Consider the following 26,531-nt stretch of genomic DNA (forward strand, 5'->3'; position numbering starts at 1 on the left):
CGCCGTTTGCGTCTCTGTCGGATCGAACCGGCCTTCGACTAAGAATACCGACGCAATGTCCCGGATGAGGGGCGGTCGCCATCCACCGAGAAGCCCCGAAACTCGATACCGAGCTGCTTGAGCCGCTCTACGCCGGGAACCTCTCGCGCCGGGCGCACGAGCCCGAGGATGGAGTCGGATCGGAAGGGCAGGGGGACATGCACCGCCTCAGCTGCCTTGAGGGCGCCACTGACAAGCTGCCAGGGCACGGCGACGGCACGCAGTGTTCTGCCTTGCGATGCGGCGATCTCGTTCATGAGCCGTCGGAACGGCACCGGTTCGGGGTTGGCCAGCCCTACCGGTTCCGGCAGGGGCATGTCCGACTCGGCAATACGCACCATAGCGGCTGCCATGTCCGCCTCATGCACCATGAACTGATGGGATTGCGCCCCGATGAGAGGTGTAACCGGCAGCGTGGTGAGCTTGCGGAGCGCGCCTGCCATCCCGCCCCAACCGGGGCCGTACACTAGGCCGAGCCGGGTGGAGACAGCTCCCAGACTGCCCGCCGTGCGCTCGCAGGCCAGTTTCGCCTGACCGTACAACTGTTGGGTTCCCTTATAGGCGGACATCGAGGAGATAAAAATAACCCGGCGAACCCCTGCGGCGGCGACATTGCGGAGGAGGTGCTGCGAGCCTGACACATTGGTGCCCCACACATCGCCGGCGCTGACGAGGGTCAGGTCCCATGCACCGTGGATGAGCACATCCAGGTCGCTGAATGCGGCCCCTGACGGCGGGCGCTTGATCTCATATGGGCGCCACTCGGCGACGCTGGCGGCAGATTCGGAGGCCACCCGGTTCGGGCGGGCGAAGGCGATGACCTTATGCCCTTGTTCGGCGAAGGCGGCGCGCAGGATGGTCCCGACATATCCGTTCGCTCCGGTGATACCGACCCGCATCGAACGCTCAAGCCGTCAGCTGCATCGCTTCGCGGGCGATGCGATGCGAATTGGCCATCACCGTCAGCGTAAAGGTGGTAGCCGGAACATTTGGGAAAACCGACCCGTCGATGAGATGGATCCGGTCCCAGCGCGCCAGCCGCCCAAGGCGGTCTGTCGTCGCACTCCCGGAATCCGGCTCATTGGCGTGAGGAAAGCTGCCGCCAAAGTGGTAGCTTTTGGCTCCGCCCGACCACAGCATCCGCGGCGTGACTGGCCACAAGTCAAGGTAAGGTGCCGCCCTGCGGATCCGGCTTATCACGTCAGGCAGCATTGGAGGCACGCATTTGCCCCTGACCTTGGCCTCGCTGAAGCCCTCCGAAGTGAGAGTGATCTGGGGGAGCTCGTCAGGAGCTGCTGCGGACAGCTGGGCGCTCACTCGGATCTTGGGTGACGCCCAGGACGGCAAGTAGCCCAGGCCTACCGTCAACCGGCTGAGCAGCCGATCGGTCGCGAAGGCGGCGGCGCGGTGTTTGAGGAAACCGGGAAGCGCATCGTAATATGCCTGATTGAACGGATAGAAGTGAATCTGTGAAACATCCAAGCCTTCGTCGTCCCGGGCGATGACCATGGTGAACTGGTTGAGTGTGAACTCGCGCCTTGCACGTGGGTCGGGGGTTGGCTTCATGGAAATCATTGGAAGAACGAACTGAGCAGATTCCGAAAGATGCACCGGCTGGTTCGATCCGAGCGAGCCCAACATCAGCCTTGTGGTCCCGATTGCTCCGCAGCCCACGAAAACCCGGTCGGCCGTGAATCGCTGGATCCGGCCGCTCGACAGCTCCCGTGCGTGCACGACGGCCGTGTCGCCCTCCTGTTCGACTCGCACCGCGAGCAACCCGCTGCGGTAGTCGATCCTCCCGTTGCGCCGGAAGCGATCGAAGCTGTGCGAGGCCGAGAAGATCAGCGACCGTGGGCACCCGGTCATGCACAGGCTGCAGGGCTGGCATTGAGGGGCAGCGAAGGCGAGCCGGGCGCGGCCTATCGTTATTCCGGTGGAGCGCACTCGCTCGCGGTGCCGGTCGTAGTTGGCCAGGACCATTTGTGTCCGCGGCGCCAGCGGCGGAAGCGCGTCCGGGGATCCGATGAGGGGAAACCACTCCTCGAGATCGTCGGACTCTCCCGCGAAAGGTATGTGACCCAGGATAGTCCGATAGTGCTCTTCCATATCCGAGAAGCCGAACGGCCATGCCTTGAACGTGGCGGCGCTGAAGGGCATGATCTGGGCCCCCCAGACATTGCTGAACCCCCCGTAGGCGCTCGATATGACCGCCGGGTTCACTCTGCTCACGGAATGGACGCCGTCGAGCTGGCCCTTGTTGGCAAACGGGAAATCGGATCCGTAGCTTCTCTTTTCAGGCAGCGAGTCGGACTGGACCCGCTTGGGCTGCTGGCTGATCCGGCGGACATCCTCTTCATCCCAGTCGTCGACACGCAGCCTAGACAGCCTGGCTATGACCTCCTGGGTCTCCGCGTTCAGCACGGTGCCCGGGTCGAACACGGTTATCTTCTCGTCCGGTTTTTCGGACAGCGCCAACACGGCGGCGGCTGCAGCCGGACCCGACCCGATGATTAGCGAAGACGGCATCTACTTCCCACGCCTAACGCCTTGCGCGGCTGCGTCCAGGATCTGCTTGTTTGCCTGTAGGCGCAGCTGGCGCCGGCGGCCCAGCAGCGCGATCCGGCCGGTGACATGGCCTGCCGCGGCAAGGCCCACGCCAACGATTATTGCCGCGCACCGCGCCAGCCCGTGGGCGTCGCCCTTGGCCGCCTGCAAAATCTCGCGCGGTACGCCCCTGGTCAGCGCGTGCCAGACGAAGCGCGTCTCGGCACCCAGTGTGGCGGCGTCGCCCATCTGAGCAAAGGCCTCGACTTTCCCCTTGTTGACGAAGAAGCAGCGGCGCCAAAAGTACTTCCAGGTGGGCCGTGAGGCAGGCACAAAGTGGCGGACGGTCGCCGCCGGTTCATAGATGACCGCTTCGCTGCCCTTGATGTGCGCCACGCGGTGGCACATGTCCATGTCGTCGTGATGGTCGGAATGGAATCCCCCCACCTGCTCGAGGAGGGTGCGCCGCACCGACATGTTGGCTCCGATGAGGTGAGCCAAAGGAGCTCGGCTGGTCGGAAGGCCATCGTAAGTACATCCGAACACCCAGTCGAACTGTAGAGGGAACCAGGCCGGGCGGCCAATCTCGAACACCGGAATCGGACGCCCGCCGACGGCGCCGATGCGCTCGTCCTGGTAGGGTGCGGTGAGAACCTCGAGCCAGTCCTTGTCGGCCGCAGCATCGTCATCCAGGAATGCCAGGATCTCTCCGGCAGCCGTCTCGGCTGCCGTGTTTCGGGCCGATCCGAGATGCCCATCCCATTTGTTCTGGATCACCCGTATCGGGGGGGTGGATGCGGCGAAGTCAGCCCATTGGGCGGCACTACGGTGGAACAGGGGCTGGTCGACGCATACGATGATCTCGCAGGGCTGCAATGTCTGCTCCTGAGCCGAGGCCACCGACTTCAGCAGGAGTGCCCATCTGTCCGCAGTGTAGGCGCAGATAATTACTGAGATCGTAGGGGGGCGGCGTTCGCTGCTGACGCCATCCTCGGACTGCCCGGTCCTCGACCGCGGCTGTCGGGTTGTGGCAACGTCATCAGCGCCGCGGGCGACACCGATACTTGGGTTCCCGACGTGACCCTCCCGGCCATAGGATTGCGCAAGCTTCAGAATACGCATCTAGGAATTCTCCCGACTTGAGCTGCCAGTGTCTGTCCAAACTCTTTGGTAGGGGTGCGATGGTCCTGGTTTGAAACGCCGGGCTTCTACGCACCGGATTCGGCCTGCCCGAGTTCTCACCACGGAAGATCACCGGGGCTCGCGGGCGCGGCGGGGCCTGGCGGCGCACCCCGGCGATCGAGTGTGGAGGCGCAGATCACAACGCAAGCTTCGGTCATGGCAGTTGGTGAGTTGCTTCTGAGGCCGAGCTGGTATCGCGTGTCTGCGTCGCTCGAGCCGTGGCGGCTTTGAGGATGTTCCAGAGCGCACCACCGTCATGGTGGATATCGAACTGGTCGTGTTCGTCGACAGGATAGTGTCCGCTGTCCTGCAGCGACACCAACCGCCACACCATCCAGCCGGCGCAATTGCGATCGCGCGTCACCGTATCGAGCCACATGGCGTAAGCGTCAGCCGCGTTCTTATTGGAGCGTGCATGGCCGAATTCCTCCATGAGCACCGGCTTATTGGCGCGGGCCGCGAGGTGGCAGAACTCGGGGATCATGTCGTTGAATTGCTCGATCGTGAGGTTGTAGTAGACCGGGTAGCCGTGCCAGGTCCCGAAATCGAGAGTCGGAATGGTCAAATCGGCTACCTTCGGGTCGAAGATGTTGGCATTCCCTGAGGTGACAAGGTGATGGGAATCGAGGGACTTCACATAGGCCGACATTTCGGCAGTCCAGCTCAACCGCAAGGCCTCTGGCTTTGCATTGCCTTCGTTGATCAGTTCCCAGGCCATAATGGTCGGGTCGTCCCGGTAGGCAAGTCGGGTGAGCGGGTTGACGCGCTCCACGACGTGGCGGACCCAAGTCCGGTAGTCCTGCTTCGTGCGTGGGTCAGTGAAGAAAAACGTCGCCTCGTCGTCGCTCCCATACCAGGCCCGCATCTGCTGGGCGCCGCCCGTGAAGGCCCAGAAATCCAGGAAGGCGATAATGAGCCTGAGGTGTCGCTTGCCGGCTTCGGCGATGAGGAAATCAACCTTCTGCATGCCGTTGGCGCCGTCATTGATTGCCATGCTGTTTTGACTCGGATCCCAGTAGAGCAGGTACGTACCATTGACTGCGAGATTGCTGGTTTCGCCTTCAAGCCGCCAATTCCAGATCGTGGGGACACTTCCGTCGAGCGACCCGATCACCGGTTGAAGGAAGACGCGGGCCACATTGGCGCCCATCGCCACCGCGTCGTCGAGAACGCGGGTGACCTCATTGTGCGAACCGAAGGTCAGATAGTGGTTGTTTACGCCGGTCACGAAGAATGGCTTGCCGTCCAACGTGAAGTTCGTTCCGGAAGTCTTGATGAAGGACGTTGCCGACGGATCGTTCAGTGTGCCGGCGATTGCCAGCACGGACGCGAACGCGAGTGCGCACAATCCGACATTGCGCAGCCAGTATTTCGCCCGTTGCCAGCCAGCCATCATCCCTGCATGTGGCTCTCGGCGGGCGCCGACTGCAACGGCCCCTAAGGATTACCTCCTCTGGCCTCACACAGCCCCGCATCAATAGGGCATAGTGTCGCTTGCCTGGGGCTGCTCGTCAAAGCTGTCCTTCTTCTTGAATTCCGCCGTGAGAACAGCAATGCGCATTTGCTTGAGTCTCGATCCGTCGCGGCTGCTTCGCTGGCATCTGTGGCTGGCAGAGGCGCTTGCTGAAGTGCCCGGCAACGATGTCTCCTGCGCCATCGCGGCCGGTTGCCGCCCGCTGCCGTTAGTCTTTCGGTTGCTGCTCGAACTCGAACGACTACTCTATGGCTACCGCGCCAAAGCTGTCACGGACTCCGTCGAGGCGGAGCTGCGATCCTTGCCGCCACCCCCGGCCGACCAGGTGGATGTGGTGATCAACTTGAGCGGCGAGGAGCCGCTCCCGTCGGGACGGCGCGTGCTCACTCCGCTCTTCAACGGGCTACCGGGCGAGATTGGAGTTATGACGGCATTGGCGAATGATCAGGACCTTCTCGTCGACCTGCACGACACGGCGCGCCCGTCGCAGCCTTGGATGGCACGTCCGGCCAGTGTGGACCGTAAAGTGTTCGCGGCGGGCCTCGACAGCGTTCTCTCCTGCGCTGTGGCGCTGATCCTAAAAGCCTTGTGCGAGAAAACCAGTTCAGTGCCGTGCGGGGTCCCCGGTCCACCGACGGCGGCGCCCCCCCTTGGCGCGCTTTCGGCCATTGCATGGGAGACTGGCACGGCGGTATCGAAGGCAATCGAGTTCTTGGACAGATTGTCGAGAGGCGGCAAGTCTTGGGGGATTGGCTGGCGCTTCGACCAGGTGGCGAGCCTGCTCGATAAAGGTCAAGCAGCTTTCAGCGTGGTTACTGGGGACACCGGCAGCTTCCTTGCCGACCCGTTCCCGTTCAGTCATCAGGGGCAGGACTTTATTTTCGTCGAACAGTACCTTTACTCAAAGAACCGGGGGTGCATCGCGGTCGTGACAGCGGACAAGAGCGGGGCCGCCGGCGCACCTCAGATCGTCTTGGAGGAGCCGCACCACCTCTCGTACCCGTTCGTGTTCGAGCAGGACGGGCAGGTCTGGATGATCCCCGAATCGGGCGCGGCAAGGAATGTCAGTCTCTACAGGGCGGTCGAATTCCCGTATCGGTGGAAGCGGGAGGCCTGCCTCCTGGAAGGCGTTGAGGGCTACGACACCACGCCGCTGCGCCATGAGGGCGGCTTTTGGTTCTTCGTCAGCCCAAGGTTGTGGAGGTCTACGTCCTGGGATGTTCTCAGCCTCTACCATGCCGCGAGCCTGACGGAACCTTGGACGCCCCATACCGCAAACCCCGTCCTGCTCGATGCCGCACTCAGCCGCCCCGCAGGCGCCGTTATCCGGCACGGCGGACGCATGCTACGCCCAGTCCAGAACTGCGCTCGCAGCTATGGTGGCGCGGTGACGTTTTGCCGGATCGATGCGCTCGACGAGTCGGAGTTTGCCCAGACCCCGGTTGGTGGCATTTCCTCCGGAGCGTTCGGGTGTCACACCTATAACCGCCGGTCTGGTCTGGAGGTGATCGACCTATTCGGTCATGTCCGTGGCTTGCGCCAGGTCACGACTTCGTATCGGCTGTTTGCGCCCGATGTGCCGCCCTCAGCGTCGTATGGGCGGCCCTTTTCTCGTCCGGAACAGTTAGCGTGGCCAGGCGGTCGTGCCCTCGACCCTTCTGGCGCGCAAGATTAAGGGGTAGCTCGGAAATCACGGCCGAATGAAGAAAGCGAGCCCACATGCGGGGCCCCGCGGCTTCTGGCCAGTGGCAATGTCGACGCTTCGCGCGAGGTTCATCGCGCCGGCAATGTTCGCTGCCTTCTACCCTGCTTGCTACGAGAGCCTGTCGTCCGCGGGATCTGGATCCCGGCCGCAGCTCGATGATTGTCCTCGCGGGCGAGGAACGCATCGCACTGCTGGCGTCTCCTCAGGTCTACCGGCGGCAGCGCCGCCGCCGCAGCCGCTGAAGGTGATCGTCCACTGCCGTGCGTCTGTCATGGCCGTTGGCGCGAGCTAATCCGAAGGGATAACCACAAAGAGCTAATCACCTATGGTGCCTTCTAACCATCTATTGAAGCTTCCATTGCGGCGTCGCATCAGCAATCCTTGCTCAACTCAGGTCAAGGAAGGTCAATTATTTCAGTCTCTCAGTCTAGTTTCATCTCATCTTTCGTCACGTCCGGGAGTCTCCATATGATTAACATAGCTGAACCCGGGGATATGGCCGCCATTCTGGGGCAGGTCCTTTCTGGGACCTATCATTCCTCCCATCATCGCGCCGGACACCTATCGGCAGTCTTGGTGCGTTTCCAGCCCGCCCCTTGGGTCCCATCGCTCGATCGTGCAGCGCTACCATGAATGCCGGTCTCTCCAGTGCTAGTGTTCTCGCCCCTGTCAGTGCCGTGTCGCCGCCTGACCCAATCAAGTTCGGGCTGCGGCAATCGTTGGCCCTACCCCGAGTCAGCTTCATCGTGCCGACGCTCAACGAAGCCGAGAACCTCCCTTGGCTTCTGCCGCGCATCCCCAGCTGGGCGCACGAAATCATCATCGTGGATGGCCGTTCGACCGATGACACGGTCGCGGTCGCGCGCCGCCTCCGCGGGGACGTAAAGGTTGTCATGGAGCCCCGCCGGGGCAAGGGTGCCGCACTGCAAGCGGGATTCCGGGCTGCCACTGGCGACATCATCGTCATGCTGGACGCTGATGGCTCCATGGTCCCTGAGGAGGCGATCGTCTTTGTCAGCGCGCTGATGGCCGGCGCGGATCTCGTCAAAGGTTCACGCTTTATCCAGGGCGCCGGCACCGACGACATGTCGCTTTTCCGGATGGTCGGCAACAGAGGGCTGACCCTATTCGTGCGACTCCTCTATGGCGGTTGGTTCTCCGACCTATGTTACGGATACATTGCCTTCTGGACCAGGCATGTCAGCACGCTCAATTGCGACTGCGATGGGTTCGAAATCGAGACCCTCATCAACGTGCGGGCCTTGAAGAACCACCTCAATATCGTCGAGGTGCCGAGTTTCGAAGCTTCGCGCATCAGTGGTGTGAGCCATCTGCGTGCCATCCCGGACGGTTGGCGCGTCCTCAAGACCATCTTGCGTGAGTGGGTGTACCAACAACACGGGCGGGGCGCGACAGCCTGTGATGACGGCGGGTAGGCCTGATGCGAATCCTGATGGTTGCCGCTCGCTGTTACCCCTTCATGGGCGGCACTGAAACTCACATCCAGGAAGTCGGACCCCGCTTGGTGGCGCGTGGCCATGCGGTCGACGTGCTCACTACCGATCCCTCAGGGGAGTTGCCGGTTGAGGAGGAGGTGGGCGGCATGCGTGTGCGGCGTGTCCCAGCCTGGCCAAGGGAACTGGACCTCTATGTGGCACCCGGCATTTATACCGCGATCCGGCGCGGGGCTTGGGATCTGATCCACTTCCAGGGTTACAGCACTTTCGTGGTGCCGATCGGACTGCTCGCAGCTGTGCGCGGGCAACTGCCGTTCGTCCTGACCTTCCACAGCGGCGGGCATTCCTCCCGGCTTCGCAACGCCATTCGCAGCACCCAGCATATGCTGCTCCGGCCGATGGTAGCCCGGGCCGAGCGGCTGATCGGCGTCTCCGAATTCGAAGCCGATTTCTTCAGCAGGAGGATGGGCGTGCCGCGGGAGCGGTTTGCCGTTATCCCGAATGGCGCCTCGATGCCGGCTCCGAGCCCCGGCGTCAAGGTCGATCCTCACCTGATCGTCTCGGGCGGCAGGCTGGAGCGCTACAAGGGCCATCACCGGGCGATCGCGGCCTTGCCCGCCCTGATCCGCCGGGTACCGGACGTGCGACTGCACATCGTCGGTACTGGCCCGTACGAGGGAGAATTGCGGCGCCTAGTCGCGACGCTCGGCCTTGAGAGGCGGGTCACAATTGCTGGTATCCGCGCCTCAGAGCGGCAGAAAATGGCAGATCTATTGGCGAGTGCCGCGCTGTTCGTGCTGTTCAGCGAATACGAAGCCCATCCAGTCGCCGTGATGGAAGCCCTGTCGCTGCGCCGTCCGGTCCTCGTCAGCGACACGTCCGGTCTGCGGGAGCTGGCTGCCAATGGTCTGTGTCGGGCGATTTCGTGCAACGCCGATGCGGGAGAGCTGGCCGCCGCCATGGCCGAGGAACTGGAGGCCCATCGGGAGGTCCCGGATTTGGCGCTGCCCGACTGGGATGCCTGCGCGCAAGCACTGAGTGACGTCTATTGTAACGTCCTGGGCAGCCGATCCACGGTCCGCTCAGCCCCCGGCGGCGTGACACCCTGGCCTCCCGCGACGAGGGTATGATGCTGATGACGCAGGCTCATTTCACCGCGAGAACCAGGATCAAACCACTCCAGGCCGGGATACGGCTCTTATCGGCCGTTATCGGTCCGGATCTTCACGGCGGCAGCGCCGATGCCCCGCCGCAACGGGCCAAATACGGTTGGATCGCGATACTGTGCCTGACCGTCGCAACGGCTCTGCTCCTGGTCGTGGCCGGGCACGCAACCGGGCGCCGGGGCTATGACGTGGCGCCCGCGCTCTTCTGGTCCGGTATGGTCCTCCTGATCGTTCCGACCAGCCTCCGCATCGCCTGGCCAACGACAGCCCGAGGTGAGCGCCTGTTCCTCCTGTTCCTGCTTGTCGAAGCTCTGTTCTATTGCAAGAAGGTCTATTCCCCGACGAGCTTCAGCGGTTACGACGAGTTCTTGCACTGGATCGCAGCCGACGATCTCATCACGGCCCGCCGGCTGTTCCTGCCCAACCCGCTTTTCCCGATCGGGCCAACGTATCCCGCCCTGGAAATCTTGACGACGGCGATCGTCGATCTGACGGGACTGCCCTTGTTAGTGGCGGGAACGCTCTTATTGGCCATCCTCAAGGGCACGTTCATCGGTGCCCTGTATCTGTTCCTCGAAAGCATCGTCGGATCGCCGCGTATCGCAGCTATCGCCTGTCTGGCCTACATGGGCTGCTCAACCTTCTTCCTGTTCGACTCAAGTTTCTCCTACCAGAGCCTCGGCATCGTGCTGTGTGTGCTGGCTTTCGCGGTCGAAGCGGCGTCCAAGGATCTTGTCGGGCGACCGAGGCTGAAGTCGCTCGGGCTGATAGCCTTGCTGTTGGCAAGCCTCGCGGTCACACATCACGTCTCGGCCGCCTTCGCCGCCATCTATTTCGGAGCGTTGGCGGGTCTCGAAGCTTTGCGCCGTCACGATCCCATGCGGATTGAGACCAGGATCGGCGTGGGTTTCACGGCGATCTTGGCCATAGCCCTGCCGTTCCTGTGGATGCAGTTCCGTGGCATCCCACTCGCAGGCTATCTCGGCCCGGTGATCGGGGCCGGCTTCCACTCATTGATTGGCATGATCCTTGGCACCGCCACCCCGGCGACGGAGCATCTTCAAGCGCCGGCCAAGGCCCTCTACCTGCAACTGACCACCTTGCTGGCGCTCCTGCTGCTGGCACTCGGACTGGCAACAGGATTCTTTCGGTCACTTGCCATCGCAGCGCTCGGTGGTGCGCGGCCGCCGGGTTGGCTTCCGATCCGGGACATTCTCAAATGCCGCTGGCGTGACAGCCGCGTCCTGCTCCTCACCTTGCTGGCCTTCGGGCTCCCGGTCTCCGTGGCCTTCCGACTGACCAGCGCCGGATGGGAAATCGGCAACCGCATGGGAACGTTCGTGTTCATCGGCGTTGGGCTGGTCGTCGCAGTGAGCATCGTCCACTTCTGGCAGGGCCGCGCGCCGCACGGGTGGCGCCGCATCGCGCCGACCCTCGCTCTGGCGGTCATCGTCCTGGGCGGCGTCGCGAGCGCCTCGATTAATCCGATCGATGGGCGCTATAGGGTGGCGGCCGATCAGGAATCAATCGAGCCCATGGGGATCGAAACGGCACGCTGGGCCAAGCAATGGCTCGGCGCGGGCAACCGCTTCATCTCCGACCGCATCAACAGCATTCTGCTTGCGAGCTACGGCCGGCAGGACGTCAGGGTCAAGATCAGAGAAGGCATCGATTCCGCGAGCATATTCGAGGTCGACACATTGGGGCCAGGGGAGTTCTGGGCCTTGGCGGGAAGCAACATCGATTTCCTGCTGGTTGACCGGCGCCTGAGCACGGCTCCGCCAGTGCTCGGCTTTTACTTTCAGCCGTGGCAACGGCGGCAGGGAACGCCGATCTCGGGTGCAGCGCTCCTCAAGTTCAATGACGTCAAGGGCGTCACCCGCGTCTATGACAATGGCTGGATCGTCATCTACGACGTGAGGGAATTGCATGAGAACCATTAGCAAGCGGGGCCTTCTGGCCGCCTGCCTTTGGGCGGGGGCCGCGGTGGCGGCCGTTGCTTTCAGCGACAGCGCGCTCCTCCGGGTTGCCCTCGGCGCACCCGTGGTGTTCCTCGTCCCAGGCCATACGGTGTTGCGGGCCATTGGCGTCAGCACGACCTCCGCGTTGCAACACATCGTCTACGCGGTCGGAGCAAGCCTCGCCGTCGGCATCGCCGGGGGCTTTGCACTGAACGCCGCAGGCTCCCTCACGCCGCTCGGCTGGGCGCTGTGGTTTTGGACCGTGACGGCCGCCGCGGCACTGGTGGCCGCCGTCCGCCGCGACACTCCCGATCTGCCTGCTTGGCCGGCTTTGGCGCGAGTCCGGGTTTGGCAGGGGGCCGTGCTCATGCTAGCGGTGCTTGTGGCGACTGGGGCCTATGCGTTTGCTGTCCGGGACGAAGCGGCCCACCGGGAATTCAAATACACCGAGTTCTGGTTGTTGCCATCAGCCAGTGGCGAGCAGGGCCGGATCACGGTTGGTATCAGGAGCGCCGAAACCCAAACTCAGCGGTTCGACGTGGAAATCACCCTTGATGGGCAACCGTTAGCGGTTTTCCGATCGGTCGCCGTCGCGCCGGGCGGCACCTGGGCGCAAGAAATCCCGGTGCCCGTCGTAGCAATCCGCCAAAGGGCCGAGGCCAGGCTCTATCGACCGCAAGACAACCGGCTCTATCGCAGCGTTTCGACGCTAGTGCCGCGCATCTAAAATGAGGCTCGATCATGCGCATCCTGCTGCTATCGCAGTTCTATCCTCCGGTAATCGGGGGAGAGGAGCGGCACGTCCGCAATCTGGGCGCGGCGCTGGCGCAGCGAGGCCATAATGTCAGTGTCGCGACCTCGAGGCATTCCGGGTCGCCCGAACCCGAGCTGGACGGCGCGGTCCGCGTGCATCGCTTGCGCGGCACGCTGCAGCGTCTGTCTGGCCTCCACACCGATCCCGAGCGCCGCCATGCACCGCCCTTCCCGGATCCCGAACTGGTGTTGGGTCTGAAGCGGGTGGTCGCCCGAGAGGAGCCGGACATCGTTCACGCCCACAACTGGATTTACGCGTCCTTCCTGCCGCTCAAAGCGCTGAGCGGGGCGCGCCTCGTGGTTACGCTCCACGATTACGGCCTTGTCTGCGCAAAAAAGAACTTCATGCACTTGGGCGCGGATCTCTGCAGTGGCCCGGCGCTGGCGAAGTGTCTGCCGTGCGCCGCAAAGCACTACGGGGCGGTGAAGGCAGCCGCGACCACCTTGGGCAACTGGGCGTCGAGCTTCGCAGCTCGGCGCGAGGTGGACCGCTTCATCGCGGTGAGCCACGCGGTGGCGTATCACAACGGACTCACCCAAGGCCGTGCCCCCTACGAGGTCATCCCCAACTTCGTGCCCGACGATGTCGGAGCGCTTGGCCCGGAAGATCCCTGCCTGCGGGAGCTGCCCGAGGATGAATTCATCCTGTTCGTCGGCGACATGGCACGTCTCAAGGGCATTGATGTTCTCCTGCAAGCCTACACGGGGCTGAAGCGGGCGCCGCCGCTGGTCTTGATCGGGCGGCGGGCCGCAGATACGCCAACCGAGTTTCCGCCGAACGTCCGGGTCTTCGGTACGTGGCCGCATTCCGCCATCATGCATGCATGGCAGCGTTCACTGTTCGGCGTGCTGCCATCGGTGGGGCCAGAAGCCTGTGCGACAGTGATCATGGAGGCTATGGCATCCGGCAAAGCAGTCGTCGCAACGGACGTTGGTGGCATGCCGGATATCGTCGATCATGGCCAAACAGGCCTTCTCGTGCCGAGCGGCGACTCGCATGCCCTCGGCCACGCAATGCAGACATTTCTGGATGACCGCGCCTTGCTCGCCCGCCTGGAGGCGACAGGCCTCGCCAGGATCGAGCGCCTCAAGGCCGGAGCCGTCGTGACTCGGATCGAGCAGGTGTACCGGGACGTCCTGCGCCCAGCCCCCGGAAGGTCCGCGGTGCCGGCACAGCAAGGTTCGGGATAGCAATGGCGTCGGTTGACCATTCCTGGACGGCCATTGCTCGCGTGCGCCGGGAGCTTCGAAAGAGCGCCGCGTTCGTGATGAATTCCGGCGCCATGGCAACCGGAACGGTTGCAGCGGCCGGTCTCGGGTTCGTCTATTGGTGGCTCGCGGCGCGGCTGTTTCCGCCGGAGGTGATCGGCAACACCTCTGCCCTGCTGTCCGTGATGGGACTTATCGGCACGCTGGGGGAGGCAGGGCTCGGGACCATGCTGGTGGGCGAGATCGTCCGGAATCCCGGCAGGGAGCGCGGTCTGGTGGCCGCAGCACTGTGCTTCGGGGTGGCGCTGGGGGTCGGGCTGGCCTTGTTGTTCGTCTTCGGGCACGCGTGTTTCAGCAGCTCTACCGAGCTGATCGGCGGCTGGTTCGTGGGTGTTGTGTTCGTCCTCGGCTGCGGTCTGACCGTTCTCGCCATCTTGGTCGACCAGGCGTTCCTGGGCACCCTGCGCGCCACCGGCAGGATGATCCGGCAAGTGCTGTTCTGCACGTTGAAGCTGATGCTAATCGCCACCGCCGCGGTTGGCGGCTACACGTCCCATACCGCGCTTATTCTGAGCTGGGTGGCCGGTCTTCTGGCGTCCATCATCGGCGTGGACCTGTTGACCCGGGGCGGTGCGCGTCGCCTCGTTGGGCCTCCCGATTTCCAGTTGCTCCGTACGCTGCGGAGGAAGGTCTTCGACCACTACGTGCTCGACGCAGCCTTGCAGGCTCCCGGCATCATCATGCCTTACGTTGTGCTTGTTCTCCTTTCTCCGGCCATCAATGCCGCTTTCGTATCCCTATGGATGCTGGTCACCATCGCCTCGTTGATTCCCGCGGCGATGGCCACTGTCCTGTTCCCCGTGGTGAGAGCGAGCCCGAAACAATCCAGACACGACATCCTTGTATCGGTTATGGCGTCATTGCTCTTTTCGCTGGTCTGCGCCGTTTTCATCTTCACCTATTCGCAGACGATCCTTGCGGTCTTCAATCCAGCCTATGCTGAAATCGCCGGATCGAGCCTGCGCCTTCTCGGCTTTAGCCTGCTGGGATCAACGCTCAAATTCCATGCCTGCACCTTGGCGCGGTTGGGGGACAGGATGCGCAAGGCATCTCGCTGGTTCGCGCTTGGTGGATTGCTGGAGCTGTGCCTGGTGATCGCGGGAGCGAAGCACAGTGGACTTCAAGGCCTGGTCCTGGGCTGGACGCTCGCCGTCAGCATCGAGGGCGTGTGCGCGGCCCTCGTTTTGGCCTTCGCAACGAAGCTGAATTCCGTCGGCGGTCCTGTGCATGAAGGGCCGCCGGTCGCGTAACCATTGGAGAGTAGGAGACACCGTCCATGGCACAACGTTATCGACCGCAATTGGATGGCCTGCGGGGCATCGCGACAAGCGAGAATCCTGTATGGCGCGCGCGTACTGCGCCACGCTACCCCCATCCCGGCGACTCGACCGCGATCGGAAGTAATGTTGCTTACAGGCTCGGCAAGTTGAGAGACCTGGGACTGCTGCAGGGGGTCTGGCTCGACTGCGGCTGCGCCGAGGGCGGCTACACCGAGGCCCTGGTCGCCTGGGGTGCCCAGAAAGCAATTGGCGTCGATCCTGAACGATCGAGGATCGATGAGGCCATGGCTCGCAAACTGGTGAATGATGAGAAGCTTAATCGGCGGCCAGATGCGATCGAATATCACTGCTGCACCGACGACTTCCCATTACCGGATGCGTCCGTTGATGCGACATTGTTGAATGAGGTTCTTGAGCACGTGGCTGACGAGGCGGCCACGCTGCGCGAAATTTGGCGGGTCCTGAGGCCCGGCGGGCTTCTGGTCGTGATGAGTCCAAATCGCTGGTTCCCTTTTGAGGGCCATGGGATGCGGGTTCTGGGCCGCAGCTTCGGTTTCCCTATCCCACTGCTTCCTTGGTTGCCGAGTTCGTGGTCGGCTCGCGTTATGACGGCACGGAACTACTGGCCCCATGAATTGCGCAATGTTGTGGCTGCGGCGGGTTTCGAAATACGGAAGGTCGACTATGTGCTGCCGGTATTAGAGCGCTATCAATGGCTGCCGGCTAGCGCGATACCGGCCTACCGGCGGCTCATGCCATGGATCGAAAAAACGCCTTTGCGGAAATTTGGCGTTTCAACCCTGGTCGTAGCGACCCGCCCCGTCGGCCATACTTAACTGGCCACACCCACTTTCGGAGACCGGTGCTCCACTCAGCCGAGCCATGGCGAATTGAGGTTGAAACGAACAACTTCCGCGTTGACGCGGTGGGATGTGCCGCGCATTGGGCTCACGCCATCGAGGCGACTACCTCCAGCATCACCTCCGTCGCGCCGCCGGCGATGGATAAGACGCGGGCGTCACGCGCTATGCGCTCGATCGGACTCTCTCGCATAACGCCCATGGCGCCGTGGAACTGCACGCACGCATACAACACTTCGTTGACAAGTTCGCCGCAGATGGCCTTCAACATCGAGATCTCGCGCAGGCAATCATCGTCCGCCGCCATGCGCCAGGCGGTGGCATAGAGAAACTCACGGCTTGCCGCCACTTTCGCAGAGAGCATCGCAAGGCGTTGTCGGATCGCCTGCATGTCCCATAGGACGCCCCCGAATGCGCGGCGAGTTTTCACCCAGGAGAGGGTCATGTCGATCGCGGCCTCGGCCATCCCTATCGCCATACCTGCGAGAACAAGGCGCTCATTCTGGAAGTTGCGCATGATGGAGTAGAAGCCCTGTCCCTCCGTGCCGAGCACGTTCTCGGCAGGGATGCGGCAACCATCAAAGACGAGCTCCGCCGTATCGGAGGAACGCCAGCCGAGCTTGTCCAACTCGCGCGCGACACTGAAGCCTGGCGTCCCCTTCTCGACGAGGAACATAGTGATCCCGTGGCTTCCTGCCGAGGGATCAGTCTTGGCTGCGACACAGTAGAGATCCGCGTGGACGCCATTCGTGATGTAGAGCTTCGTGCCGTCGAGCACGTAGGATTCGCCATCTCGCAGCGCGCGTGTGCGGATGGCCTTCACGTCCGAGCCCGCATCAGGCTCCGTGATGGCGACCGCGGTGATCACCTCGCCGCTGATTATGCCCGGCATCCAGCGCGCCCGCTGGGCTTTGGTGCCGTCATGAAAGACGTATAAGGAAGCCATGTCGGCATGGACCAGCATTGCATCGGCGACGCCGCCGTAGGTCGAGCGCCCGAGCTCCTCGGCGAAGACCGTTGATGCGACCGCGTCCATCTCGGCGCCACCATACTCGGCAGGGTAGCGGATGCCGAAGAAGCCGAGTTCGCCCATGCGGCGCAGGATCGGACGAGGAATGAATCCGTTCTCTTCCCAACGATCCGCACAGGGCTTGATTTCCTCATCTACGAACCGGCGCACTTGGTCGCGCAAGAGCTCATATTCCGCCGCCACCCAAGGCAGTCCGGGTTCTCGTGATACCCAAGCTTTGTCCATCATCTTCGTCCGCTCTGCATGCATCCAATGCAAAGGCACCGCCTGGATCGGTGCCGAAGGCCGGGGCATTCCGGCAAGCTAGAGTTCGATCTCCTCTCTCGGTCCCTCCGAGAGTGGGGAGCCTTTGGAATTTGCCACCCAACGCATTCCGTCGATCGCTTCCGCCAGTTCGGCGAGCGTCGGGCGCTCAAAGAGATTGCGAAGCTGCACGTCCACGCCGAAGATCTTGCGCATGCGCGCCACCGCCCGCATCACCAGGAGCGACTCCCCGCCCAAGTCGAAGAAGTTGTCGCGACGGCCGATTGCCTCGACCTTGAGGAGATCGCACCACAGCGCGGCCAGCGTCTTCTCGGTCTCCGTCAACGGGGCGGCGAATTCTTGCGCAGGCTGGAAGTTCTCCGCCGTCGGCTCGGGAAGCGACCAGCGGTCGATCTTGCCGTTGGACGTGAGCGGCATCCGTTCGAGGCAGACGTAGTGCGTCGGAATCATGGATCCCAGGAGTTCTTCGGCGAGGTGCGCGCGCAGCTCCGCGACGGTCAGGGGTTTCGACGAGACATAGTAAGCCACAAGTCGCGCGATGCCGTCTTCTGCCGCTGGCGGTTTGAGATCGCCCGTTTCGACCGTCCTTGGTGTCGTCGCCGGGTTGGCGATGGCGGTGACAGCGCATTCCTGAACGTGCGGATGCTTGAGAAGCCGGGCTTCGATCTCGCCCAGCTCGACACGTGCGCCACCGATCTTCACCTGATGATCGGCGCGGCCGAGAAAGTCCAGGCGCCCTTCCGAGTTCCAGCGGGCGAGATCCCCGGTCTTGTACAGCCGCAGTTTCGAAAACCCATCGCGAGGATCGGTGACCGTAAGGAAACGCTCGTCTGTCAGGTCAAGGCGATTGAAATAGCCCCTCGCGAGACCGTCGCCGGCAATGAACATCTCACCGATGGTGCCGGGGGCGGCCGGTCGATGTGCTTTGTCGAGGACGTAGATGCCCGCATTGGCGGCCGGAACGCCGATCGGCACCGATGCGGATTGATCCCGGTCGATGTCGAAACGGTGAATCATGCAGCCCACCGTGGCTTCGGTTGGTCCGTACTCGTTGTAGATCTCGATGGGATGGGGGATGGCGTTGGTGATATCGCGAGCCAATTCGGTTTTGAAGTCCTCGCCGCCCACGATGAACTTGCGCAGCCTTGTGGTCTCGAGATTGCGGTCGCGGATCATCGCGAGATGCGCCGGCGTCAGCTTCATGATATTGACGGCATTGTCGTCGATGACCTTGAGCACGACCATGCTCTGGACTCCGGGATCACCGCGATAGACCACGATGCGGCCGCCGGTGACGAGTGGCGTATAGAGCGTGGTAACGGTCAGGTCGAAGGCCAGGGATGAGAAAAGGGGCCATGCGTCACCTTCGCTGGAACCGTACACCCGAGCGGCCCACCAGATGTAGTTCACCAGGTTCCGGTGCTCGATCACAACGCCCTTGGGCGTGCCGGTCGAGCCGGAAGTGAAAATGATATAGGCGGCGCTGTCCGGAGTGGCAGCGGACGGCCGGGCCGAATCCGGCTGATTCAAAATCGGCCCGAAATCGGCGTCGAGCAGGAAAATGTCGGCAAGGTTCGGGGAAATGACGGATTGAAGGCGCGCCTGTGTGATCGCCACCGGCGCCCGCCCGTCGGTCCCGTTGGCAATGTCCTTCAGGATCGTTGCGAGACGCCCCTTCGGCGTCGCCGCATCCACCGGCACGTAGGCCGCGCCCGACTTCAGGACGCCCAAGATCGCGACGACGACCTCAATGGAATGCTCCATGAACACAACGACAATCCGACCTGGCCCAGCGCCGGTCGAGCTCAGATGCATGGCCATCTGGTTGGAGCGTTCGTCGAGCTGCCGGTACGTCAGCGTTGCGTCGCCGAAACGGATCGCTTCGGCGTTAGGACTGCGCCTCGCCTGGTCTCGGAAGAGATCGATGATCGTCCTGTCCGACGGGTAGGGTGCTGCCGTAGCGTTGTACTCGACAACCAGCGTCTTATGATCGGCATCTTTCAGCGGGGAGAGCGCTACGCCCTTCACCGCGATAGGCAGGACCTCGTTCATCAGATACGCTCCCCAGTGCAGAAATCAAAGATCAATCACATCAATCGCCCAGCCCTTCGGGTTGCCTGGCGATAGAGTTCTGCGATGGCAGGCGCATCCGGCTCCTCCAGCATACGACTATCGTTGCAGTCCTCGGGCCCGAAATAGAATTCGGCTTGGGGCGTTACTCGAAGCCATTGGCGCGGTGCCGCACCCGATCGCATCCAAGCCTTGTTCGGAAGGAAAATGCATACTCGACCCGAATACGGGGTGGGGGTGTACCGCCGCAAAGCCGTGATCGCCGTGGATTTGAGTCGAGCTCTGCTCGCCAGCACCGGGTCGGTCGTGACAGGCTCTTTGGGGGTCACGAGGGCGCCGACGTGCCCGCCGAGGTTCCGAAGACGCCTGCCGAAATACCGGAGACGAGCGCCGAAGGTCGGCAGCTTTGCTATCTCTCGCAGAAATGAATCGGCGGTGCGATTGGCAAAGAAATATAACTGACGCGGCAATTCCTTAAAGGTGATGGGGTGCAGGGGGCCAAAGAGCGCCATGCATGGGACCTCCGCTCCGCGTTGACGCAGGATTTTCGCCAACTCGAGAGCGGTTGCAGCGCCGGAGCAGTAACCGGCGATGATGTAGGGACCGGTGGGCTGATATGCGACGATCTGGCGGGCGAAATACTCGGCAATATCTTCGACGCGTTCCATCGGTTCGCTCTGCCCATCGAAGCCGGACGGTTGGAGTGCGTAGAACGGCTGATCGCCACCCAGGTGCTTCGACAGGTCCGAGAATGAGAAGGGCGCCCCGATATGCCCGGGCACGGCATAGATGGGCGTGCGTGTTCCGCGAGACTGCAGGGGGATGATTGCTGGCTGTTGCTGGGCTGCCGCCGTGGCCATGTTCAGAAACGCGATGATTTCGCCCTTCCGCTCACGCAACTGGTTGGAAGACTCGGCAGTCAGTGCGCCAGCTGGGGCGTTGCAGCGCAGCCGGTCACCCTCTACCCAAACCTTGATGTCCTTGACCGCGAGGTCTGCGAGAAGCTCCGGGATCTGCATCACGTCCGCCAACATAGGCTCTCTCGAGTTGGTTGCCCTCCTCGCTTATCTGCAGTGCATCGTAAGTGAATGATGGCATCGCCGACATTTCGATTCCGGACTACCACTCAATTCCGGACTGCCACGGTCCCGATGTACCCGGGTTTCGGTACGAAGCTATGAAGAGTCCAGTCCTCTTCCTCCCAAGAAAGGGGCTGTCCCAAACCGCACCCAAGGGCCTTTGAGACAGCCTCCAGCCGGGTCCAGCGCCGGAGGAAGCCTTCCGGCCGGTCTTGCTGGCCCAGGGCGGTGTACGACCGGTACTCGGAGGTGGAAAAGCAGAGCGCTGCGATCTCGTCCGCTTCGGGCACGGGAAGAACGGCCTCGATGTCCACCCCGACCTCCTCCCTGGTCGAGAGAGCGACCAGCGCGACATCTCCGGATCGTGAGACGCTGAAGCGCAAATCGCGAGCAGGCATGCGTGGCGAGAGGTAGGGTTTGCCCAGGCTTCCATATTCCAGTTCGAGGTCGGACGGCGAGATTCCCAGTTTGGAAGCGAGGACCCGGTATAGCAGCCCACGGGTGGCTTCAAAGCGGCGGCGATCCCGCTCCAGTCTCAACCCATCGGCGCGCCGACGTTCCTCTTCGTTGAGGCAAACGCCTATCTCGCGGATGACGTTCTGCTCCGCGTCGAGCATGAATGCCAGAACCTCTAAACCATCTTTCTCGAAAATCGGCATAATGATCCCGGATCTCAGCCCGACTTCGTCCAAAGAGTATGAAGGGGGCGGTTCCGGCTCCGCCGGAGCGCCAGAAAATTGGATGAACTCGAGCACGGGGCAGTCAGAAGTCATACGTGGCTCCCGATCGCTGGGAACGCTCATGCATGTAAAGAACGGCAGGGCCGTTCATGCCGATCCGCGATGAAACAATCATGTAAGGGCGAGAGCAAGGAGCGGTGGGCGGATATTTTGGTGTATGGATGGAGGCTATAAAGCCCTAGAAATGTTACTTGCTGCGAAATCGCGTCAGGTCAAAGCAGTCTCCGCGCGTCGCTTGCGATGCCATCGTCAGTTAAGATCCAATTCGGATTACCTCTTCTGACTATCGATCGGTTATGGTCGCTACGTTGCGATTTAGAATCTATGGCTCCAGCGGTAGGAGTCGAACCTACAAGCCTTGCGGCGTCGCATCAACAGTGCGGTGCGTCTACCAATTCCGCCACGCTGAAACATAGATTAGACAAATTCAACCTCTCCTTGCCTCCCTTGCCAAACAGCCGACCTGCCGCTTCAAGGTCCAAGAGCCGGCCTCAAAGACTCGATCAGAATGGCAGCTCCCTTTTTGGTCGACACCTCAAGCCGCGGCCTGTCTCACATGAGCAGCAATGGTCCCCAGCACCCCCTTGGCCCCGCGCAGCTTTGCCTCAATGCGGCGCTCTGGACTGTCTCTGCCTATCGCGATCCACCGCAAAGGCTGCTCCGCATTGGCCAGGTGTGACTTGTGCCCGGCGGAGCCTGCCAGAAAATCGTAGCCGCACTCCCCGCGTCCGATGCTATCCTCAATCGCCAGCACATGGCTGATAAGCCCGGGTTTGAGCCGGCCGTCGCGCTCAAACACAAAGCCGCTTTGATAGTTGAGAACACGCCCGTCATGGACGAAGTTGTACAAAACACCAATTGTCTGCTCCCCAACCAAAGTCCGTGAGATGCGGACGGTCCCCGTGGGAACTCCCCGCGCAATAAGGTCCTCGTGAAAGCGACGGAAGCTCGGGTTGGCAAAGGATCCCTTATGTCTCCACCGCGCCTGATGGAGCTCGGCGAGCAAATCAAACGCGACGAGCGCGTCAGCTGTCGCTTCCTGCGTCCGGAACTCAATGGGCCCGCGTTCCGCATATAACCGCATGGCACGGCTTACCGCTTGACGAGTATTTCGGCCCAACGTGGCGCGGTAATTTCCGCCTTTCTGGCGGACTTTGGTGAAATCGATCCATCGTGCCGTATCTACCGCTTTGACCTCGGCAAGGAACCCAGCTCGCCCCGCGGTGCGACAAGCGGCTGAGTCAAAGTCCTGATCAATTCCAGAGAGCACCAGCTGGTCGGAGTAGCGCAAGTGACGTGCCAAGGCCTCGAGGCATGCCGCTCTAACGGCATCGGCCAGGGATCGCTCCGCTAGAATATTGTTGTACTCGATGAACAGTCGATCGAAACGAACGTCTCCGGTTTCATTGAGCAGCCAACGCGCTCGCGCATGCGGCCCGAAACTCCACGTCCTCCGACGGCAAATAATCGCCAAGCCGACAATCTTGCCTGACGTCCGAGCGACTAAGACGTGTGGTTGCGCACCCGCCGGGAGATGCCGTAGCCACGTTCCGATCCACAACCAGGATAGATAGAATGAGTGAGTGGCTCGCGCTTCGAGCTCCTTCCAATCGGTCTCAAGTTTCTCGATGTTCTGCAAGGTCTCCACACTAACGTCGATCACCGTATCCTGAGGCATGGCATGCTCGTCTGAAGCCACACGATAGCGCTTCGCATTGAAATCTGAGATGTAGCGATTGATAACTGAGAGACGTAGCGAGATCCTGACATGCTCCCCTCTTTCAAATACTTTTCCGACCGAGTAGCTTCCAAAATAACAGGCAAATGAGGCTCCTCGAAAGAGGCAGCTTCAGTCTTCAGCACGATGCCGTCAGTACTTTGCCAACGCTATAGCTCGGGCTGCCGTTGGGAATTGCCACCCCGACGGCAAACCCGTTTGTTAGGCGTCAATTCGGATTGATCATCTGATCAGCCAGCACGCGCCCAGGCGCTGCTTCGTTGAGAGTGCTCGCGGCCGGCAGGTTGTCGCCGGTCGGCAACGAGGTTGGAACCGGCGAGCCGGCTGGCTCTCTTGGCTGGCTTTCGTCCATGCTTATGTTGACGAGGTCGCCTGGCCGCAAAAGGGTCATCCCGTCGGACTCGATGCTGACCGGCCCGGCTGGCGATTGCCGCACGATTTGATAGGTCACCCTGTTCGCGTTCGCTGTGAACTGGGCCGCAAACTGGGCGCGGGTCACCGGCAACGTGTACAGGACGCCTTCGCTGGCGTTCAAGTCGTGCACATTGGTCGCGATCTGATTCTCCGTCGTCTCAAGCTCGACCTCAAGATCGTTCGTGTGGTCGGCGCGGGCTTGCATCACCTCAGCCTCCAGCGAAGCGACGCGCTGCTTGGCGCTCGAGAACCGGTTAAGGGCGTCCTGCCGACGTTGTTCCGCGTCAGACAGCTCGGCCTGGGCCTGGTCCATCATGGTCACGTTGAGAACTTTGCGGTTCACAAGCGTTTGCATGGTGTTGACGCGCTCCTGGCGCAGCTTGACGAGCTCGTCCAGCGATTCCATGTGTCCATACGCGACGACATCCTGCTTGGCTGCCTCCAGCGCCGCCAGGCTCGCGCGTTCGCGATACTTGCGGGCCATGGCGAGGGCATTACGGCGGTCGCTCTGCTCATTGACGAGATTGGCGGCTTCGGTCGGGCCGGCCAATTCCAGCAACTGGGACGGGATCTTGGGCGCCGTCCCGTCGCGCTCGGCTTCCAGGACGGCCGCGCGCGCGAGCAGTTTCACCATGGCATCGATCGCCCCGCTCCGCTTCTGGGTTTCACGCACGGCTTCGATCTGCTGCCACGGCTCGCTCGAGCTCTGGTTCAGTCCGCCGGCCAGCGCGACGGCATGTAGGATCGTCATGCCGGGCGCGTACTTGAACGAGCCTGGATTCCTGACCGGCCCCAGCACGTAAATAGGCGAGCGCTCCAGCGACAGGATGTTGACCAGCCCCTTGCGGCCAAGAAGTTGGTTGAAGGTTTCCACCAGGTCGTCCTGTACTTGCTGCGCCGACCGGTTGGCGACCGGAACGGAGCCAAGCAAGGGCAAGGAAATCGTGCCGTCCTCCTGAACAGTATATTCGCCGCTCAGTTCCGGACGCTGCAGGATGCCGCCCAGGGCCGAGGCCGAGGACGTGCCTCCCCACTTGTCTTCCTCGACGTCGACTCGCTCGTAGAACGCGAGCTTGAGGCGGTCGCCGACGCCGAACGGGCTGCCGGTTGGCGCGTTTGGTTCAATGCCGCGTGTTCCGGAGCGCTCGGAATTGGTGGCGACGGCAGGGGCTGCGTTCCTTTCGATCGACGCAGCAGGAGACGAATCCGGTCCCGTTCCGGGAGTTTTGGAACCCTCAGCGCTAAGGATGACAGGCGCGGCACTCGGTGCGGTGAAAGCGGCGGCCAACGTACCCGATCCAGGCATGACCGCGCGGGACGGTTCGGCTATGGTTTGAGCTGGTTGATCTTGCCAGCTGTCAATAGCAGAAGAGACTTTCTGCGCCAGGGCTCCGAAACCCTCCTCGACCCGCTGCGCCAGGGTTCCGGAGACCTCCTCGACCCGCTGCGCCGTGGTTCCGGAAACCTGCTGGACCCTCTGCGCCAGGGTTCCGGAAACCTCCTCGACCCTCTGCGTCAGGGCTCCGGAGACGTCCTCGACCTTCTGCATCGCGGGTCCGGAGGCATCCCTGAGGGCCTCCCAGTTTCTGATCGCGCCCGCTCCCAGAGCGGCGACGCTGGAGAGCCCCATGACAAGCAGGACGCCCTTCATGCCGCTCCGGGCCGAATTTGACGAGGAAGCGACGGGTTCGGAGGCGGGTTCGGAATTGTATTTTGTCTCTATTGCCATGGCACGTGACCTTCACTTTTTCAGTGGTGACCATCCCGTCTCGAACTGGTCGAGCCGAGCAAAGGCTGCGCCCTATCGTGACCCTTCACCTCCAACGGCACAACTATCCTTTGTGGGCACTCCTTCCGGATAAACACCGCCTGCGCGGGCTCGTTCAATGATGAGATTGCTGCGCCGCAGACGAACCTCTTTGACGGCAACCGAGACAAGGCGATCGAACGCGGCGAACAGCCGGGATTGGTCGGCCGACAAAGCGTCTCGAACCGCCTGCGGCCCAACATACATCTGCAGGACGGCTGGGACATCCTCCCGATTTCATCGTCCAAGCTTTGGAGAACGAGGAGATCACCATTTACGCCTCCTAGCCGCAAACCCGATCGAGGCTTTGGGTTTGAGAATCCGGATAGTCCTCGACGATGCTGCCCTACGCCTAAAGAGGGTATTTGGGCGCCTAAAGAGGGTATCTTGGCATGGGATATCGTGGCGTAAGGTAATTTAGGCCAAGGAATTAGGGCGGTTGGCGCGTTGCGTGCCGGGCACTACACCGGGTCTTAGGGACGTCGAGCGCCACAGGTTAGAGGAAGTTGTGATGACAAGGCAATCGTTTGTAACAGTGCTTGTCGGGGCGAACGAATTACTTCGAGAGGGTCTTATTCGAATCCTGGATGCAGAAAAATTTCGTATTCTCTCCTCTGCGGCTTGTGTTCACGATCTTCTGCAGAAATCGCTACCCCAGCACCGGTCCATCTTGCTCATCGTGGATGTAGACGGCACTGGGGGGGATGCCGGATTTGGGCAAATTGCAGACTTTAAAGCAATGTATCCGACCAGCCATGTCGTGGCGCTGGCCGATCAGTGTCGATCGAACGATATAGTTTCAGCCTTTCGCGCGGGGGCTGACGCGTATTTGACCAAAACCGCTGCTCGTGAAACCTTCATCAAAGCCATCGAATTGGTTATGCTTGGCCAGACCGTGTTACCTGCGGAAACATCGACTTTTATTCAAGAAATTTGGCCCGTTATGAAGTATGATGCGGTGCGTGATTTGGCAAGCGTGGCTGTTGAAATCGAGGACGAGGATAGAGAGCTGTCAGTTTTGTCGAATCGAGAAAAATGTATCCTTCGTTGCTTGATCGAAGGAGAGTCTAACAAAACCATCGCGCGCAAAATTGACATCGCCGAAGCTACGGTGAAAGTACACGTCAAGGCAATCCTTCGAAAAATTCGGGTCCGCAACCGTACTCAGGCTGCAGTTTGGGCGATGAATCACGGCGTGCTCACTCCCTCGTCCGGCAATGGCCTGTCAGGGAACGAAAAGATCGCCATTCAGCCCTCCCACGATCAGCAAGAGCTGATTGGAGCACAAAAGGGATACCGCTTCCTCAAGCACTCATCCGATGTGACCGCCGCCTCTTCTTGATATAGTCCCGCCGGGCTGCTCGTGGTCGCAGGCCGAGCTTCGTGCGAAATCACAATGTGCCTGCAGCTAACTCAACGCTCGAAGGACTGGGTTCGACCGGGAGACATTCGCTGGGCTCGCCGGGTTGCGCGGAGTCGACTATTTTGCCACGGCTTTCAGCTCAGGCAGGCCAAATTCTTTGGCAGTTACATCTCGCGAAAAACGAGCGGTGGATCATCGGTGAAAAGGCTTGAACTCGCCCGACGGTGTGCTAACAAAAATTTGCCTGTGTCGTCGGGCGAGGGACAGAAGCAGCCC

Annotated in this window: 19 protein-coding genes and 1 tRNA gene; 9 read left to right on the plus strand and 11 right to left on the minus strand. The window is 61.8% G+C overall.

Going from position 1 to position 26,531, the window contains the following annotated elements; genetic code table 11:
* Nucleotides 1–38: 38 nt before the first annotated feature.
* From EJ068_RS20600 to EJ068_RS20615, 4 genes are all read right to left on the minus strand, one after another.
* A complete protein-coding gene (locus EJ068_RS20600) occupies nt 39–938 on the minus strand; it encodes an NAD(P)-dependent oxidoreductase (RefSeq protein ID WP_127251837.1) in 900 nt (299 codons plus the stop codon).
* A gap of 7 nt (nt 939–945) precedes the next feature.
* Nucleotides 946–2,565, minus strand: a complete 1,620-nt coding sequence (locus EJ068_RS20605; protein ID WP_127251838.1) for a GMC family oxidoreductase — start codon at nt 2,563–2,565, stop codon at nt 946–948.
* Nucleotides 2,566–3,705, minus strand: a complete 1,140-nt coding sequence (locus tag EJ068_RS20610) for a glycosyltransferase (RefSeq protein WP_127251839.1) — start codon at nt 3,703–3,705, stop codon at nt 2,566–2,568.
* Between the two features lie 214 nt (nt 3,706–3,919).
* Nucleotides 3,920–5,161 carry a glycoside hydrolase family 2 TIM barrel-domain containing protein gene (locus tag EJ068_RS20615; protein WP_189512546.1) on the minus strand — a complete coding sequence of 414 codons (1,242 nt, stop codon included), beginning with the start codon at nt 5,159–5,161 and terminating at the stop codon, nt 3,920–3,922.
* 169 nt (nt 5,162–5,330) lie between these two features.
* Here EJ068_RS20615 and EJ068_RS20620 point away from each other — a divergent pair, with 169 nt between their 5' ends.
* From EJ068_RS20620 to EJ068_RS20655, 8 genes are all read left to right on the plus strand, one after another.
* Nucleotides 5,331–6,914, plus strand: a complete 1,584-nt coding sequence (locus EJ068_RS20620; RefSeq protein WP_127251841.1) for a hypothetical protein — start codon at nt 5,331–5,333, stop codon at nt 6,912–6,914.
* Between the two features lie 659 nt (nt 6,915–7,573).
* The gene (locus tag EJ068_RS20625) at nt 7,574–8,380 is read left to right on the plus strand and encodes a glycosyltransferase family 2 protein (protein WP_127251842.1); all 807 of its coding nucleotides are present in this window, start codon (nt 7,574–7,576) and stop codon (nt 8,378–8,380) included.
* A gap of 5 nt (nt 8,381–8,385) precedes the next feature.
* On the plus strand, nt 8,386–9,531 hold the full coding sequence (locus EJ068_RS20630; protein WP_127251843.1) for a glycosyltransferase family 4 protein: 1,146 nt from the start codon (nt 8,386–8,388) through the stop codon (nt 9,529–9,531).
* Nucleotides 9,528–11,510 carry a hypothetical protein gene (locus EJ068_RS20635; RefSeq protein WP_127385970.1) on the plus strand — a complete coding sequence of 661 codons (1,983 nt, stop codon included), beginning with the start codon at nt 9,528–9,530 and terminating at the stop codon, nt 11,508–11,510. The genes EJ068_RS20630 and EJ068_RS20635 overlap by 4 nt, the downstream gene beginning before the upstream one ends.
* Nucleotides 11,497–12,255: a DUF1616 domain-containing protein gene (locus tag EJ068_RS20640; RefSeq protein WP_127251845.1), complete on the plus strand. Its 759-nt coding sequence runs from the start codon at nt 11,497–11,499 to the stop codon at nt 12,253–12,255. Before EJ068_RS20635 ends, EJ068_RS20640 begins: the two co-directional genes overlap by 14 nt.
* 14 nt (nt 12,256–12,269) lie before the next feature.
* Nucleotides 12,270–13,532: a glycosyltransferase family 4 protein gene (locus EJ068_RS20645; protein ID WP_127251846.1), complete on the plus strand. Its 1,263-nt coding sequence runs from the start codon at nt 12,270–12,272 to the stop codon at nt 13,530–13,532.
* A 2-nt stretch (nt 13,533–13,534) separates the two neighbouring features.
* Nucleotides 13,535–14,860: a hypothetical protein gene (locus EJ068_RS20650; protein WP_127251847.1), complete on the plus strand. Its 1,326-nt coding sequence runs from the start codon at nt 13,535–13,537 to the stop codon at nt 14,858–14,860.
* Between the two features lie 26 nt (nt 14,861–14,886).
* Nucleotides 14,887–15,726, plus strand: coding sequence for a class I SAM-dependent methyltransferase (locus EJ068_RS20655; RefSeq protein ID WP_127385969.1), 840 nt, complete (start codon nt 14,887–14,889; stop codon nt 15,724–15,726).
* Nucleotides 15,727–15,838: 112 nt separating this feature from the next.
* Here the strand turns inward: EJ068_RS20655 and EJ068_RS20660 are convergent, their stop codons facing one another.
* The 7 genes from EJ068_RS20660 to EJ068_RS20690 all read right to left on the minus strand — a co-directional run bounded on the left by EJ068_RS20660 (nt 15,839) and on the right by EJ068_RS20690 (nt 24,736).
* Nucleotides 15,839–17,008, minus strand: a complete 1,170-nt coding sequence (locus EJ068_RS20660; protein ID WP_127249689.1) for an acyl-CoA dehydrogenase family protein — start codon at nt 17,006–17,008, stop codon at nt 15,839–15,841.
* Between the two features lie 75 nt (nt 17,009–17,083).
* Nucleotides 17,084–19,096 (minus strand): non-ribosomal peptide synthetase, encoded by a 2,013-nt coding sequence (locus EJ068_RS20665; RefSeq protein ID WP_126079475.1) that lies wholly within the window; start codon nt 19,094–19,096, stop codon nt 17,084–17,086.
* Between the two features lie 35 nt (nt 19,097–19,131).
* A complete protein-coding gene (locus tag EJ068_RS20670) occupies nt 19,132–20,148 on the minus strand; it encodes a thioesterase domain-containing protein (RefSeq protein ID WP_127249688.1) in 1,017 nt (338 codons plus the stop codon).
* A gap of 92 nt (nt 20,149–20,240) precedes the next feature.
* Nucleotides 20,241–20,966 carry a 4'-phosphopantetheinyl transferase superfamily protein gene (locus EJ068_RS20675; protein ID WP_245463175.1) on the minus strand — a complete coding sequence of 242 codons (726 nt, stop codon included), beginning with the start codon at nt 20,964–20,966 and terminating at the stop codon, nt 20,241–20,243.
* 292 nt (nt 20,967–21,258) lie between these two features.
* Nucleotides 21,259–21,343, minus strand: a tRNA-Asn gene (locus EJ068_RS20680).
* Nucleotides 21,344–21,468: 125 nt separating this feature from the next.
* The gene (locus EJ068_RS20685; protein WP_126079472.1) at nt 21,469–22,611 is read right to left on the minus strand and encodes a GNAT family N-acetyltransferase; all 1,143 of its coding nucleotides are present in this window, start codon (nt 22,609–22,611) and stop codon (nt 21,469–21,471) included.
* Nucleotides 22,612–22,879: 268 nt separating this feature from the next.
* Complete coding sequence (locus tag EJ068_RS20690) at nt 22,880–24,736, minus strand: polysaccharide biosynthesis/export family protein (protein ID WP_189341960.1); 1,857 nt, start codon at nt 24,734–24,736, stop codon at nt 22,880–22,882.
* 667 nt (nt 24,737–25,403) lie between these two features.
* Between EJ068_RS20690 and EJ068_RS20695 the strand changes: the two genes are divergently transcribed.
* Nucleotides 25,404–26,234 carry a response regulator transcription factor gene (locus EJ068_RS20695; protein ID WP_127249685.1) on the plus strand — a complete coding sequence of 277 codons (831 nt, stop codon included), beginning with the start codon at nt 25,404–25,406 and terminating at the stop codon, nt 26,232–26,234.
* Nucleotides 26,235–26,531 lie beyond the last annotated feature (297 nt).

The organism is Mesorhizobium sp. M2A.F.Ca.ET.043.02.1.1 (genome assembly GCF_003952405.1).
Lineage (GTDB): Bacteria > Pseudomonadota > Alphaproteobacteria > Rhizobiales > Rhizobiaceae > Mesorhizobium.

Excerpts from the sequence above, each read along its gene's own strand:
- EJ068_RS20600 (WP_127251837.1), bottom strand. The coding sequence starts at position 938 with ATGCGGGTCGGTATCACCGGAGCGAACGGATATGTCGGGACCATCCTG.
- EJ068_RS20605 (WP_127251838.1), bottom strand. The coding sequence starts at position 2,565 with ATGCCGTCTTCGCTAATCATCGGGTCGGGTCCGGCTGCAGCCGCCGCC.
- EJ068_RS20610 (WP_127251839.1), bottom strand. The coding sequence starts at position 3,705 with ATGCGTATTCTGAAGCTTGCGCAATCCTATGGCCGGGAGGGTCACGTC.
- EJ068_RS20615 (WP_189512546.1), bottom strand. The coding sequence starts at position 5,161 with ATGATGGCTGGCTGGCAACGGGCGAAATACTGGCTGCGCAATGTCGGA.
- EJ068_RS20625 (WP_127251842.1), top strand. The coding sequence starts at position 7,574 with ATGAATGCCGGTCTCTCCAGTGCTAGTGTTCTCGCCCCTGTCAGTGCC.
- EJ068_RS20630 (WP_127251843.1), top strand. The coding sequence starts at position 8,386 with ATGCGAATCCTGATGGTTGCCGCTCGCTGTTACCCCTTCATGGGCGGC.
- EJ068_RS20635 (WP_127385970.1), top strand. The coding sequence starts at position 9,528 with ATGATGCTGATGACGCAGGCTCATTTCACCGCGAGAACCAGGATCAAA.
- EJ068_RS20640 (WP_127251845.1), top strand. The coding sequence starts at position 11,497 with ATGAGAACCATTAGCAAGCGGGGCCTTCTGGCCGCCTGCCTTTGGGCG.
- EJ068_RS20645 (WP_127251846.1), top strand. The coding sequence starts at position 12,270 with ATGCGCATCCTGCTGCTATCGCAGTTCTATCCTCCGGTAATCGGGGGA.
- EJ068_RS20650 (WP_127251847.1), top strand. The coding sequence starts at position 13,535 with ATGGCGTCGGTTGACCATTCCTGGACGGCCATTGCTCGCGTGCGCCGG.
- EJ068_RS20655 (WP_127385969.1), top strand. The coding sequence starts at position 14,887 with ATGGCACAACGTTATCGACCGCAATTGGATGGCCTGCGGGGCATCGCG.
- EJ068_RS20660 (WP_127249689.1), bottom strand. The coding sequence starts at position 17,008 with ATGATGGACAAAGCTTGGGTATCACGAGAACCCGGACTGCCTTGGGTG.
- EJ068_RS20665 (WP_126079475.1), bottom strand. The coding sequence starts at position 19,096 with ATGAACGAGGTCCTGCCTATCGCGGTGAAGGGCGTAGCGCTCTCCCCG.
- EJ068_RS20670 (WP_127249688.1), bottom strand. The coding sequence starts at position 20,148 with ATGTTGGCGGACGTGATGCAGATCCCGGAGCTTCTCGCAGACCTCGCG.
- EJ068_RS20675 (WP_245463175.1), bottom strand. The coding sequence starts at position 20,966 with ATGACTTCTGACTGCCCCGTGCTCGAGTTCATCCAATTTTCTGGCGCT.
- EJ068_RS20685 (WP_126079472.1), bottom strand. The coding sequence starts at position 22,611 with ATGCCTCAGGATACGGTGATCGACGTTAGTGTGGAGACCTTGCAGAAC.
- EJ068_RS20690 (WP_189341960.1), bottom strand. The coding sequence starts at position 24,736 with ATGAAGGGCGTCCTGCTTGTCATGGGGCTCTCCAGCGTCGCCGCTCTG.
- EJ068_RS20695 (WP_127249685.1), top strand. The coding sequence starts at position 25,404 with ATGACAAGGCAATCGTTTGTAACAGTGCTTGTCGGGGCGAACGAATTA.